Here is a 13,798-nt window from a genome sequence, read left to right on the forward strand (position 1 = left end):
GCTAATGCAAAAGCGGCCTAAGACATCAAAACATAACTCTAAAGGTGCGTGTCTGCGGCGTTTTTGGCGCAGCCTGTGTATGAGTTTAGGCTTGTGCTTGAGTTTGTTAGCCTTACCTCTTTACGCCGCTCAAACGCAGCCCGCGTTAATTCCGGCATTAACACCCGTAGCGGATTGGAAAAACTTAACTTACATCACCCAAGCTTTTAGTGAAATCGCCCTTAAAAATGAGTATGACGTGGCGAAACATAGGGTGCGTAAGTGGCGCATTCCGGTACGAGTGTTTGTCGAACATCAAGTGGGCGACAGGGCGCTGCACACTCAATTAGTACGGATGCACTTAGCGCACTTAGCCGAGATTACGGGTCATGATATTCAGCTGGTGGATACGCTCTTGGATGCAAATCTGCACTTAGTGTTTACCCGTCAATCCCAATGGGAGAGCGAGGTTACCCGCTTAATGGGGCCAAGTTCGGCGAAGAATGTCCATGGCTCAGTGTGTATGGCCAAGTTTGCCCTTAATGCTAAGAGTGAAATTGAACGCGCATGGGTGATCATTCCCGTCGATCAGGCGCAAATGCACGGTAAGTTAGTGGCTTGCGTAGTTGAGGAAATTACTCAAGTGCTCGGGCTGCCCAATGATTCTGAAAAAGTATTCCCCTCCATTTTTAACGATAAAACCCCGCAGGATTTACTTACAGGGCTCGATTTCATTCTGCTCAAACTGCTCTATAACCCGAGTATTCGCGCTGGTATGACGGCCGCTGAGGTCAAAGCGCCATTGCAGATATTGCTCGAACAATGGCAGCGTGATGACACCCTAATCCATGCCGATAAAACCGTGCGCCAAGGCCAGTTATACCCTTTATTAGGTTATTGATGCTTGAGTGTTACTGCGAAAGTTGACATTGCTAGCATGCGACCAATTAATCCTTTTTCTTTGAGGAATAAGGGCATAGTCTAGCTTTATACAAGGTAAAAACGTTGGAGGGACACCATGCGAATGACACTGCAGTTTTTAGGGGCGACAGAGGAAGTGACCGGCTCGTGCCATTTACTCTCGGTCGATCATGAACACTTATTACTCGATTGTGGTTTGATCCAAGGTGGTAAAGCGGATGAACTGCGTAATCATGATCCCTTCGCCTTCGACCCTGAGTCTATTTCCGCTGTTGTGCTCAGCCATGCCCATATCGACCATTCAGGGCGTTTACCACTCTTAGTCAAAGCGGGTTTTGATGGGCCAATCTACACCCATAAAGCCACGGCAGAACTGTGCGCCATCATGCTCAAAGATGCGGCCATGCTGCAGAACCGCGACACCGAAAGGGTCAATAAAAAGCGCGCTAAACATGATCTTGAACCCTTAGAACCGCTATTCACCGTCGAAGATGCTGAACAGGCCATCACCCAATTTGTGCAGCTGGAATACGGCCAAGTAACTCGGGTCATTCCCCATGTGGATATTTGCCTCTCAGATGCGGGACATATTTTAGGTTCGGCCTTAGTCGAGCTGTGTTTAGGCGAGGGCAAGTCCCAGAAGAAAGTCGTCTTCAGTGGCGATCTTGGCCGGGCGGGTATGCCGATTTTACGCAATCCGACCTTAGTGGATACGGCGGATTTAGTGTTAATGGAAAGCACCTACGGCAACCGTTTTCACCGCAGTTGGACTGAAACCTTAGCCGAGTTGAAAGACATTTTTGCTAAGACAGTCAACGAGAGCCAAGGCAATATATTGCTGCCAGCTTTCTCGGTTGGACGGGCGCAGGAATTATTATATCTCTTTCATTTATATGCTAAAGAATGGGATCTCGGTCGCTGGAAAATCTGCCTAGATAGCCCCATGGCGATTGAGGCGACTCGCGTCTACGTCAATAATTATCCGCTGATGGATGAGGACTTTAAACGCTTTACCCGCCAACATCCTGGGCAGCATCCGCTGCTGTCGAATGTCGAGTTTATCCAGACGACCGAAGAGTCGATGGCGCTGAACGAAGTGCATAAGGGATTGATCATTATCGCGGGGAGCGGCATGTGTAACGGTGGCCGTATTCGTAGCCACTTAGAGCACAATTTATGGCGTCCTGAATGCGATGTGATTATCTGTGGTTATCAAGCACTCGGCACACCGGGACGTGCCTTGGTCGACGGTGTTGAGGAGCTGACTATCCACGGAAACAGCATTAAAGTCGCGGCAAAATTACACACAGTTGGCGGGCTTTCTGCCCATGCGGATCAAGCTGAGTTATTGCGTTGGTATCGCCACTTTGAAGGTCAACCGCCGCTGATTTTAGTCCACGGAGAACCCGATGCGCAGCATGGATTGGTCGATGTGGTTAATCAAGATCCTAAGACTAAACCTCAGGCCACCGCGATTGCGACCCATGGCGACAGGTTAGATTTAACCGCGCTGCCACAGTTAGTGTGGAAACCAGCTTAAGTTAATTATCCTACATAGCGGCGTATTGCTCGAGATACTCCCTGCATACTCAATGCGGGGATTTTTTATTTATGTTACAAATCAATATCTCACCGCTCGGCAACGACTCTGCGTGCCAATCCATTTCAGATAAATTCGCAGATGATTTAGATTTCCAATTGTTAACTATTCGTTGTAATCTGAGGTGCAACTGTTAGATTGGCTCCTTGATATGTCGTGTTCGTTAGGCCAAGTCCTAATCCGACGGCGTCAGTCAAACTATAACAATAACAAGCAATCACGAGGTTTGAATGGAAGCGATTACGGAGTTTGTTGGCCTGATTAATGGCTTTGTCTGGGGCACACCTATGTTGGTGATGATCTTAGGCGTTGGTTTGTTTCTTTCCCTCGGGCTGAGATTAATGCCCATTCTGAAGTTAGGCACAGGCTTTAAGTTACTCTGGTCTGGCCGTATTCCCGATAAAGATAAAAATGTGAAAGGGGATGTGAGTCCGTTTAATGCGTTGATGACTTCCCTTTCAGCCACCATTGGTACGGGTAATATTGCAGGTGTGGCGACGGCAATTTTTGTCGGTGGCCCAGGCGCGTTATTCTGGATGTGGTGCACCGCATTAGTTGGCATGGCGACTAAGTATTCTGAGGCTGTGCTGGCGGTTAAATTTCGCGAAGTAGACGATCAGGGTAACCATGTCGGTGGCCCTATGTATTACATTAAAAATGGTCTTGGCAAAAAGTGGGCTTGGTTGGGCACTCTATTTGCGATTTTTGGATCACTCGCTGGCTTTGGTATTGGCAACACGGTACAAGCCAACTCAGTCGCCGCAGCATTAAGCAGTAACTTCGGCGTTCCGGCTTGGGTGTCTGGCGTGGTGATGATGCTGCTGGTCGGCGCGGTATTGATGGGGGGTATTAAGCGTATCGCTGAAGTTGCCGGTAAGTTAGTGCCATTTATGACGATTTTTTATATCACTGCTGGCCTAGGTGTGTTGGTGGTGCATATTCAAGACGTACCAGCTGCATTCGCCCTAATTATTCACAGCGCTTTTAATCCAGTGGCAGCCCAAGGTGGTTTTGCGGGCGCAGCTGTGTGGGCGGCGATTCGTTTTGGTGTGGCGCGCGGCGTATTCTCCAACGAAGCGGGTTTAGGTAGTGCGCCGATAGCCCATGCTGCGGCACAAACCAATAATCCCGTGGCGCAGGGGCTGGTGGCTATGCTCGGCACTTTTATCGATACTATCGTGGTTTGTTCGATTACAGGTTTGGCGATTGTGGTTTCTGGTTCTTGGACCTCGGGTGAAAATGGCGCCGCGCTGACGTCATACGCTTTCTCCCATGCCTTGCCTCTGGGTAATTATATCGTGGCTATCGCCTTGTCTATCTTTGCCTTCACCACCATTATTGGCTGGAGTTTCTACAGCGAAAAATGTGTGCAGTATCTCTTTGGTATTAAAGCGGTAAAACCTTTTAGGTTGCTATGGACCATAGCCGTGCCACTAGGCGCCGTTAGCTCGTTAGATTTTATTTGGTTATTGGCTGATACCTTAAACGCCATGATGGCCATTCCTAACTTAATCGCCTTGGCACTGTTAAGCCCTGTGGTCTTTGGGTTAACACGGGAATACTTCATTAAAAAGCGTGCCGATGAAGCAGCAAAAGCCCAATCTTAATCTGATGAATAAAGTTGAGTCACGTTAGAATAAAAGAAGCTCACATGATTGTGAGCTTTTTTATTTAAATCAATAATATTGCCGTATTAATCTGAGTTGTTGTCGAACTCAGTATCATCGAGTAACTCAAAGGCTGGAGCGACGTTAGGTACATCTTTAAACAGGCGTGTGAAGTGACGTTGTACGCCTTTCAAATCGATTCCTGCTAAGCCTGAGGCGAAGCCAAACCAAGCATAAAGACCGCTAAAGTTATCGAACATGGGCGGTAAATATTTCGGTGTCGTCAGTATGCCCTCTTGGCAAGCTTGGTATAACACTGGGATATCTTCGATCGCCAATTTACCGAGGAACAACATAGGGATAAGTTCGGGAAGGCCCGAGGTGATAGCGCTGCGGATAAAGTTAATGTTTTCCACATAACCGCGCACATAGGAAATATCCTTAGTGAAGAAGCTGCCGCCTTCCACCATACCTCCACGGAAAACCCTTTGGGTGACGCGGTAACTGTCGGTCGCGCTCAGGTTTAATCCTCTGAAATAATTGAATACTTCAATAAAGTCGGCGCCATTTTCCGCCATGTCGACCGCGGCGACACGGTCGCTGATGCGTCGAGCTCGCCCTGGATTTGAACTGAGGGTTAGCATTTCCAGTAAAACAGCTAAACCCTCTTGAGTCGCGGCTACCCGCGGCGAACCGACACTGAGCCAAGTGGCGTGGGGTTGGGCTCGGCCATTAAGCGTAGTGCCGACATGTACCCAACCTTCGTGAACTTCGTATACATTGAGATCGGATTCGCTAAACATGGCTCTGCTATTGAGCTTAACGGTATCGCCACCCACAGCAGCGTCAGAAACGATACCGTCACTGAGGCGCACGCGCATATCATCGCTATGGAAGTACTTTTCTAAACGTTGACTAAGCACGTGGACCGCTTCGGGTGCGCTAATAATTTTAGGATGATGTTTATTCATGTGTCTCGCCGCAGGCAGCGAGAAAATGTAGCTGAGCTTATCGCCTAACTGGCGCAGCGTATGGCGATCGCCATGCAGTTTATGGCTAGCACTACCGTATAATTCTTGGCTTAATTTACCAAAGGTTGGCGTACCTCTATTTCCTAACATATCAACTACAAGGCGATATTGATCGACGTTGGCTACTAATATCTTGCCGAGTTTATCCCGTTTACCTAAACGTCTATGGATATCCTGTTTGAGGGAGGCGAGTTCTGCTTGGGTTTTGACTGGGTCAAAAGGTAAGGCAATGTTTTGATAGAACTCTTGCTTGATAGCCGGTAGTACAGTGCCCTTATTTGAGAGAAAACGCTCCTCCATTTCCCGCGGCCATTTGATGGCATCTAAGATTTTTATTGGCGTTTGGATGCGAATTAATTCATCGGAAAAACGGCGTAGATCTTGTTGATATTGGGCTAACGACTCAGACATTCCCGTATATCCTGCAGGTAATTTCAGCGAGAGAGATGTGGCTAATCATAGCCTTAAACCTCATTTATTCATATTGATTCGCAGACTAGCTGAGGAAATATACCGATTACATAAATTAACTGTTATCGGTTTTGTGAATCATTTTGGTGCACCTGTGACTATTTTAGCGCTGTGTGCATTGGATATAAATTAATAACTATCTGTTTCATATTGTTTTATTGATATGGCATTAAAGCTGCTTTGTTTTGGACTTAGAAATCGGTTGATTGGAGCAAAACATGGCAGCGATGAGTTATTTGAGTGTGATCGAGCGGTATCACGAATACGAAGCCACAGTGCATGAACTGATGGAGTCCATTTTAACTGGGATTGCCGATGCCGAGTTATTTAAACAACCTAAGGTCGATGTCAAAGCGATGAAAGGAATCGCGAAGAGCTATCCCTTTGTCGAGCTGATGTATTTACTCGATAGCCAAGGCTTGCAGATAAGTCAGAATATCGCTGTAGTAGACCACCAAATTGAGTTAATTCCGTTAGGTGGCAATCGTGATCGCAGCCAACGACCCTATTTCATTAATCGTGATGAGTCCGATGGCGTCAACATTACACGTCCCTATTTATCCAATGCCAGTGGTAATTTATGCCTCTCCGCCTCTTTAGCGATTTATCAACAGGAGCAAAAACTGGGTTATTTAGTGGTGGATGTGGACTTGACCCGTTTGATTGAATTTATGATGGGCGACAGTGCACGGCGGCGCGTAACGCCAGCATTTAAAGCGGTTTATGGCGTGATAGTGGCAGGGTTGTTTGTGCTGGTTACTGTATTGCTCTGGACCGCATTGCGGGATATTTACGGACTCTTTACGGTCGAGCGAATTGGCCAAGATCCGCTGCAACCTTTTGGGATCATTATTTTTATGACGTTAGCTTTAGCGATTTTTGATCTCGGAAAAACTATTCTCGAAGAAGAAGTGCTAATGCATAAGGATATCTTTCGCCACAGCTCAACGCGGCGAACCATTACACGGTTTGTGTCTACCATCCTTATTGCCATTTCCATTGAGGCGTTATTGACTATGTTCAAGGCGTCACTCGGCGAGAAACAATATATTGAACCCGCGATTTGGATGATGTTAGCCGTAGTTGGTTTACTCGTAGGATTAGGTGCTTACGTTTATTTAGGTGCTAAGGCCGAATGGTTGCTGATTAAAACGCAAGCCTATAAAAGCGGTAAAAAGTGACAAGGATGATGTAGCTTTGAAGGTGGTGATTAAGAGGGCTAAACAAGGTCACACCCAGCACTGAGAGCTGGGTGAGATATTAGGTCTGAGTGGACACGAACTGTGAGAGTCCTAGATGAATAATCTGCTATTTAACGCAGCATCACCCTAATTTTGCCCACTAGATACTGAGATCAAATAGGCTAGAAAAAATCGTCATCTCCTAATGCACGCTTTAACTCCGCCCGTTCGAGGTAGTCTTCTAAACGCTTTTTGACTTCACGTCTATGTTGCATTGCCTCGGCAGCTTTGCTGTTTTTCGGTGTGGTCATTGCCTCAAGTTCAGTATCGTTGGGCACGACTTCAGTAATATGAGCCATAACGAATTCCTCTTGTTGTTCCTAACGACTTTCTAACTAAAAAGAGTAGGGTAGAAAAGCAAATAATTTTGTGAGTCAGGGTGAAAAATTCTTCCCGTGTGCCGGATGATTCAGCTTGCCGCTGTTTGGCTTAAGCCTGAGGCTACAATTGGATATTTGATTAATTCAGTTCTTGCTTATTTTGTGATTGAGAGCACAACAGTGTCATCGATATATTCGGGTTAATTCCGAGTTAAATAGTAGGATAAACTTGAATTTAGACATATTTACAACAACACTTGTAACTAGGTTTATTGCTGATAGTTTGCTAGGGAATTGGCTCAAATGGACAAGGATGAGTTTTCTAAACTGCATAGCCCATCAAATAATATCTATTTTAGCGTGCTGAGCTCTAGCTGGCTGATGATTATCGCTGCTTTACTTTTCATGGGCATTTCCTGGTATGTACTGGAGCAATATCTTAGGGATAGGGGTGAAGAGCGTTTCGAAAACAGTGTGCAAGAGTTAACCGAAGCGGTGAATCGCAGAATGCTTGCCTATGAGCAAGTCTTACGCGGTGGTGTTGGCTTGTTATTATCTTCAAATGATGTGACCCGAAAGGAGTGGCAAACCTATGTTGTCAATGCGCATTTATCTGAGTATTACCCAGGTTTTCAAGGCTTTGGCTATGCTCAGTTACTTAAACCTGACACATTAGATAACCATGTCCAACACGTTCAAGCCGAAGGCTTTAAAGACTATAAAATTTACCCTGAAGGAGTTCGTGATCAGTATTGCGTAATCTTGTATTTAGAGCCTTTTGATTGGCGCAATCAAAGAGCCTTTGGTTATGACATGTGTTCCGAGGCTAATCGGCGTAAAGCCATAGATCACGCCATTAGCACTGGCCAGCCAACTATCTCAGGCAAGGTGGCCTTAGTTCAAGATACGCCCGAAGATGCTCAAGCGGGTTTCTTGATGTATTTACCCATTTATCAAGGAACGGTGGCAACGGAGGCTGAACGGAAACAACAGGCGATTGGACTCGTGTATGCGGCGTTTAGGATGGACGACCTCATGCAAGGGATTATGGGAGATCGATTCTCTGGTTTGAAACTTGCTATTTATGAAAGCCCGCAGGCAAATGCCGACAGTTTAATGTTTACTAGTAGTAAAGTACTTCCAAATCAAAAAGATGTGTTTTATCAGTCACAGACCGACTTGATTGGCGGTAGGCAGTGGCGCTTAGACATTTCGTCACAATCGCGTTTTATTTCAAGATCAGAAGAAACCCAGGGTATCTGGCTACAATTTATCGGTAGCGCTTTTATTTTGGCGCTGTTTTATTCAGTGCTAATCATGGCGCGCAATCGATATAAAGAGTCATTACTTACCTCCGAGCTCATCGCGAATGAAAAACGCTTTAGACTCGTCATTGAAGCCTCTCCAAGCGCACTGTTTATGGTGGATAAGGCTGGAATTATTACATTGGTAAACACCCATGCGGAACGTTTATTTGGTTATGCCAGAGACGAGTTACTCGGCCGCTCTATCAATATGTTATTGCCAGACGTGCTGAGAGATGCGCATCAGCAGCACATGAATCATTATTTAGTGCAGCCGATTGCGAAAAATATGTCGATGCGGGATGACTTATTTGGCTGTTGTAAAGATGGTAGTCGACTCGCGATAGAGGTGGGGCTGACGCCTATTCATTTCAGTAATGGCATTTTCATTCTCGCGACGATTAACAATGTGTCTGAACGTAAGCGCATTGAAGTTCAGCGTGCAGAACACATGCAAGAGCTTGAGCGCATCAATCAAGAACTCGACCGCTTTGCCTATATCGCCTCCCATGATTTGAAATCCCCACTACGGGGTATCGAGCAGTTAACTTCTTGGTTAGCAGAGGATTTATCCGATAACACCAATGAAAATGTGCAGAAATATCTCGGGCTGATCCAAAGTCGTATTCATCGCATGGTGTTATTGCTCGATGGGCTATTGATGTTTTCCCGTATTGGCCGTGTCGATACTGAAACCACAGAGGTCAACAGTCGGCAACTGGCTGAAGACATGTTTGCGCTCGTCGCGCCGCCACAGGGGTTTGAATTAGTTCTAAAAGGGGAGTTTCCAAATTTCCATACTGTACGCGCACTGTTGGAATTGGTGATACGAAATTTAATCAGCAATGCCATTAAACACCATGACTTAGGCACAGGTGTCATTACCGTTTTATGTGAGGCCGCGGATAAACATTATCTATTCAGTGTGATAGACGATGGCCCTGGTATCTCAAGTGCCTATCAGAATAAAGTCTTCGAAATGTTTCAAACACTTAAACCTAGGGATGAAGTCGAGGGCAGTGGTTTAGGGTTATCACTTGTGAAGAAAACAGTTGAAAGTTTAGGTGGGAATATTCAACTCAAATCGCAGGGCAGAGGCTGTTGTTTTTACTTTACTTGGCCTAAGACAATAGTGAAAAAGGAGCTTCTATGAGAGCAGCAGATCAATATCAACAGGTCACCATTTTATTAGTTGATGACGATGATGTGGATTACATGGCCGTGCAGCGGGCGATGAGACAGCTTAGGTTACTCAATCCTTTAGTGCGCGCACGGGATGGCATTGAGGCACTCGCAATTCTCACCAGCTTAGACACAATTAAAGGCCCGTATCTAATTTTACTCGACCTTAATATGCCAAGAATGAATGGCTTTGAGTTTCTTGAGCGGATACGTTCAGATCCTTCACTTTCATCATCTGTCGTTTTTATGCTCACGACGTCGAGTACCGATGAAGATAGAATGAAAGCCTATAGCCATCATGTGGCTGGCTACATGGTTAAAACTGACATAAAAGACGGTTTTAACAATATTTTTAACATGCTTGAAGGTTACTGGCGAATAGTCGAGCTCCCATCCGCATAAGGTGAGTATATGGATTTACTACTGATCGATGATGATGAAGTCGATAGAACGGCAATTATCCGAGCACTTAGACAGTCGAAATTGACGTTTAATGTGATCGAAGCAAATTGTGCATTTGATGGGTTAAATCTTGCTTTAGAACGCCATTTCGATGGCATTCTATTGGATTATTTATTGCCCGATGCCAATGGGTTAGAAGTGTTGATTAAGCTCAATGCCATGACGCAAGACCAGACTGTGGTCGTGATGCTGAGTCGCTATGAAGATGAGAAACTGGCCCAGCGCTGTATTGAATTAGGTGCGCAGGATTTTCTGCTCAAGGATGAGGTTAATTCGCGGATACTAACCCGTGCGATTCGCTACGCAAAACAAAGATCTTCAATGGCATTGGCGTTACGTAATAGCCATCAAAAACTCAAAGAGCTGGCCGAGCACGACTCGCTCACTAAGTTGGTTAATCGTTATGGCTTTGAACTGTGTCTGAATCGAGCGATCGCAAGGGCGAAACGTTGCCACGATTATTTAGCCGTTATCTTACTCGATCTCGATGATTTTAAAGCGATCAATGACACTTTAGGCCACCAAACTGGTGATGTGCTGTTAGTTCAAGTGGCGGCCAGATTAAGTGAAGTGCTGCGCGATGGCGATATTATTGCCCGCTTAGGCGGGGACGAATTTGTCGTACTGGTGACGGATAACGATTATAAATATTTCCCCATGATAGTGGCCAATCGACTGCTAAAAGTCTTTGAGGACGTGTTTTGTCTCGGTGATAACGACGTGCTTATTGGTGCCAGTATCGGTGTGGCTTTTTATAATGAAGCGGCTTCGAATAGTTCTGAATTGATGAAATGCGCCGATATCGCCATGTATCGCGCTAAAAAGATGGGCCGAAATCAGATACAGTTTTATTCGGAAGCCTTAGATAAAGAGGTGCGCTACCGTAATCATATCGAGTCAAGTTTGCGTATGGCCTTAAAAAGACATGAGTTTAAGGTCCATTATCAGGCACAGGTTAATGCGAAAACCCATCAGTTGGTGGGGATGGAAGCCCTTATCCGATGGCAGCATCCAGTGGATGGCATTATCGCCCCCGATCAATTTTTACCTATTGCTGACGAAATTGGCTTAATGGATGACATTGATGATTGGGTGCTTGAACAAGCCTGCACCCAAGCTCAGATTTGGTTATCCCAGTTACAGCCTTTAGGCCAAGAATTTACTATTGCAGTTAACCTCTCCGCCTCTCAAATAGGCAATGAGAACCTGTTCGATAAAATAGTGCATATATTGACTAAGACAGGCTTGCCTGCTGGAGCATTAGAGCTTGAAATTACAGAGAATTGCCTTATTGAAGATCCCCATGCACATGCCAAAGTGCTCGATAGAATCGCCGGATTAGGGGTGCGTTTTGCCCTCGATGATTTCGGGACGGGTTTTTCGTCATTAGAACACATTAAACTGTTTCCGATCAGCGTGCTGAAAATCGATAAAAGCTTTGTCGCTTCCTACGATAAAGATGAAAAAGACACCCGATTGCTCGCCGCTTTACTCAACTTTGCCTATGGTTTTAATGTTATTTCTGTGGCGGAGGGAGTGGAAACCGTTGAGCAAGCAGAGTTTTGTACTGCGCGCCATTGCACGGTTTTACAAGGGTATTTATTTTCACGTCCCTTAGATACCGCGGCGTTTGAGGCCAAGTATATTCTGCCACTATTAACCCAAACTCAGCTCCCTGTGTGAGAGGTCTCGAACTATTTCAATAGCATAGTGATTTCGTCTGGTGAGGAATATTTTCTTGCTTTACACTGAGCAATAGACAAATATCAGCCCCTTTTTCTGTCGCTGTGCTTTTAGTGCTGCAGAACGGTTTATTCACTCATGCTTAAGTTGGTCACTCAGCAATGAAAATAGGTATTTTATCCCAATTCCCCCAGTTGTATTCGACGCAACGTTTAGTGGAGGCTTGTCAAAGCCGTGGACATGAAGCGGTCGTGATCAATACACTGAACTGCTACATGAATATTAATTCCATTAAGCCTAGCATTCATTATGAAGGCACTGAATTAGTTGGCTTTGATGCCATCATTCCGCGTATTCATGCCAGCGTGACTTTTTATGGTTGTGCCGTTGTTCGTCAGTTCGAGATGATGGGCGTGTATGCGGCGAATGATTCAATCTCTATTGCGCGTTCTCGGGACAAATTACGGGCGCTGCAATTGCTCTCCCGTAAAGGGATTGGCATGCCAGTGACAGGCTTTGCCAATAAGCCAAATGATATCCCCGACCTCATCAATATGGTGGGCGGCGCTCCGTTAGTTATTAAGTTACTCGAAGGTACTCAAGGGATTGGCGTGGTATTAGCTGAGACGAAAACGGCTGCTGAGAGCGTGATAGAAGCATTCTTGGGGCTGAAAGCGAATATCTTAGTACAGGAATACATTAAAGAATCCAATGGCAGTGATATTCGTTGTTTTGTTGTCGGTGACAAGGTCATCGCCTCTATGAAGCGCCAAGGTCCCGAGGGGGATTTTCGCTCTAATCTGCATTTGGGTGGCTGTGGTGAGGTGGTTAAAATCACTGCAGTGGAACGTAAGATGGCGATTGCGGCGGTGAAAGCGATGGGATTGGTGGTCGCTGGGGTGGATATTTTACGCTCTAATCGTGGTCCTTTGATCCTTGAGGTGAATTCGGCGCCAGGCATTGAAGGGATTGAACAAACCACAGGGATTTCAGTGACTGAGCCTATTGTTGAATATATCGAGAAAATGGTCGCTGCCCGTAAAACCAATAGACCTATTATTGCCTAATAGTTGATTACGCTAAAAAAACGCTACCGTTTAAGGTGGCGTTTTTTATGCTTAGAGCTTAGACGTAAGATCCTAAATGTTAGATCTTAGAGATCAAAGCTGTAGGAATAGCCGAGTACCAGTTTGGCATCATCATCGGTGAGATCGGTATCAGAAACCATGAACGACACTGTGCCCATGCTGGTATCTGCACTTAGTGTGACGTTATAGTCGGCATAGTTATCTTCGCCAAACCAAGATTGCACAACATCACCGCTTGAGTAGCCATAGTGCACTGATAAGCTAAGTTTTTCAGTGAGAGGCACAGAGACAGTCGCGGCAAGATAGCTGAGATCTTTATTATCTAACGGATCGGCGGCGACATCGTCACCGGCATTGATGACATGGGAGTAACCCAGTTCAAGCCACTTCCAAGTTACTGCAGCATGGAGTTCACCAAAATCAATGCTGCCAGGAGCGTCTGGGTAGGCGTAGTAGAGGTAGCCAAAGTCGTAACTGATGTCTTCGGTAATATTGCCACCATAACCCGCGTAGAGATCTAGCTCGTAGCTCGTATCATCACCAAAATCTACATTCGATGCCCAAGTGCCTGCATAGAAGCCAGAATCATGGCTATAGTCAATCCCACCTTGGATTGCGACCGCATCTTTAGTTTGAGTCGCGCCGCGCCATAGGTAATTAGAGGTACCACCAATGTTGCCTGATACGGCTGCAAAGGCATTGCCAGCCAGTAACATTCCCGTCGATAAGGCCAAAACGCTGTACAGTGATTTCTTCATGCTCATCCCCTCGATTGACTTATTTATCGATTCACCAGTGGCACACTTAAGTAAGCAGTGGTCATTAGTGCATCTTGGTTTTTTTCTAAGAAGGGATTTGCTAATCACATGCCACTATTACAATTCTATGTAATACAAGATATTAGAATAT

At 45.7% G+C, this 13,798-nt stretch carries 11 protein-coding genes; 8 read left to right on the forward strand and 3 right to left on the reverse strand.

Annotation, left to right across the window (positions count from 1 at the left end; all coding sequences use genetic code 11):
* The first annotated feature begins 4 nt into the window (after nucleotides 1-4).
* The 3 genes from Q4Q50_RS04240 to Q4Q50_RS04250 all read left to right on the forward strand — a co-directional run bounded on the left by Q4Q50_RS04240 (nucleotide 5) and on the right by Q4Q50_RS04250 (nucleotide 4,107).
* Complete coding sequence (locus Q4Q50_RS04240; RefSeq protein WP_311898543.1) at nucleotides 5-880, forward strand: DUF2927 domain-containing protein; 876 nt, start codon at nucleotides 5-7, stop codon at nucleotides 878-880.
* Between the two features lie 117 nt (nucleotides 881-997).
* Nucleotides 998-2,440 carry an MBL fold metallo-hydrolase RNA specificity domain-containing protein gene (locus Q4Q50_RS04245; RefSeq protein WP_311898544.1) on the forward strand — a complete coding sequence of 481 codons (1,443 nt, stop codon included), beginning with the start codon at nucleotides 998-1,000 and terminating at the stop codon, nucleotides 2,438-2,440.
* 290 nt (nucleotides 2,441-2,730) lie between these two features.
* A complete protein-coding gene (locus Q4Q50_RS04250; protein ID WP_006079981.1) occupies nucleotides 2,731-4,107 on the forward strand; it encodes an alanine/glycine:cation symporter family protein in 1,377 nt (458 codons plus the stop codon).
* A gap of 86 nt (nucleotides 4,108-4,193) precedes the next feature.
* On the opposite strand, the gene Q4Q50_RS04255 is transcribed toward Q4Q50_RS04250, so the two are convergent.
* Nucleotides 4,194-5,549 (reverse strand): flavohemoglobin expression-modulating QEGLA motif protein, encoded by a 1,356-nt coding sequence (locus tag Q4Q50_RS04255; RefSeq protein ID WP_106648241.1) that lies wholly within the window; start codon nucleotides 5,547-5,549, stop codon nucleotides 4,194-4,196.
* Between the two features lie 278 nt (nucleotides 5,550-5,827).
* Between Q4Q50_RS04255 and Q4Q50_RS04260 the strand changes: the two genes are divergently transcribed.
* A complete protein-coding gene (locus tag Q4Q50_RS04260) occupies nucleotides 5,828-6,790 on the forward strand; it encodes a PDC sensor domain-containing protein (protein WP_006084247.1) in 963 nt (320 codons plus the stop codon).
* A gap of 182 nt (nucleotides 6,791-6,972) precedes the next feature.
* On the opposite strand, the gene Q4Q50_RS04265 is transcribed toward Q4Q50_RS04260, so the two are convergent.
* Nucleotides 6,973-7,149, reverse strand: a complete 177-nt coding sequence (locus tag Q4Q50_RS04265; RefSeq protein WP_311898546.1) for a PA3496 family putative envelope integrity protein — start codon at nucleotides 7,147-7,149, stop codon at nucleotides 6,973-6,975.
* Nucleotides 7,150-7,473: 324 nt separating this feature from the next.
* Between Q4Q50_RS04265 and Q4Q50_RS04270 the strand changes: the two genes are divergently transcribed.
* The 4 genes from Q4Q50_RS04270 (at nucleotide 7,474) to rimK (ending at nucleotide 12,868) form a co-directional block, all read left to right on the forward strand.
* Entirely contained in the window at nucleotides 7,474-9,627 is a 2,154-nt protein-coding gene (locus Q4Q50_RS04270) for a CHASE domain-containing sensor histidine kinase (RefSeq protein ID WP_311898548.1), read from the forward strand.
* Entirely contained in the window at nucleotides 9,624-10,058 is a 435-nt protein-coding gene (locus Q4Q50_RS04275) for a response regulator (protein WP_006079986.1), read from the forward strand. The genes Q4Q50_RS04270 and Q4Q50_RS04275 overlap by 4 nt, the downstream gene beginning before the upstream one ends.
* A 9-nt stretch (nucleotides 10,059-10,067) precedes the next feature.
* Nucleotides 10,068-11,801, forward strand: a complete 1,734-nt coding sequence (locus Q4Q50_RS04280; RefSeq protein ID WP_261271790.1) for a putative bifunctional diguanylate cyclase/phosphodiesterase — start codon at nucleotides 10,068-10,070, stop codon at nucleotides 11,799-11,801.
* Between the two features lie 161 nt (nucleotides 11,802-11,962).
* On the forward strand, nucleotides 11,963-12,868 hold the full coding sequence (gene rimK / locus Q4Q50_RS04285) for a 30S ribosomal protein S6--L-glutamate ligase (RefSeq protein ID WP_006079988.1): 906 nt from the start codon (nucleotides 11,963-11,965) through the stop codon (nucleotides 12,866-12,868).
* A gap of 86 nt (nucleotides 12,869-12,954) precedes the next feature.
* Here the strand turns inward: rimK and Q4Q50_RS04290 are convergent, their stop codons facing one another.
* Nucleotides 12,955-13,647, reverse strand: coding sequence for a TorF family putative porin (locus Q4Q50_RS04290; RefSeq protein WP_261271791.1), 693 nt, complete (start codon nucleotides 13,645-13,647; stop codon nucleotides 12,955-12,957).
* Nucleotides 13,648-13,798 lie beyond the last annotated feature (151 nt).

Source organism: Shewanella scandinavica (assembly GCF_031932065.1).
In the GTDB taxonomy this organism is placed as follows: domain Bacteria; phylum Pseudomonadota; class Gammaproteobacteria; order Enterobacterales; family Shewanellaceae; genus Shewanella; species Shewanella baltica.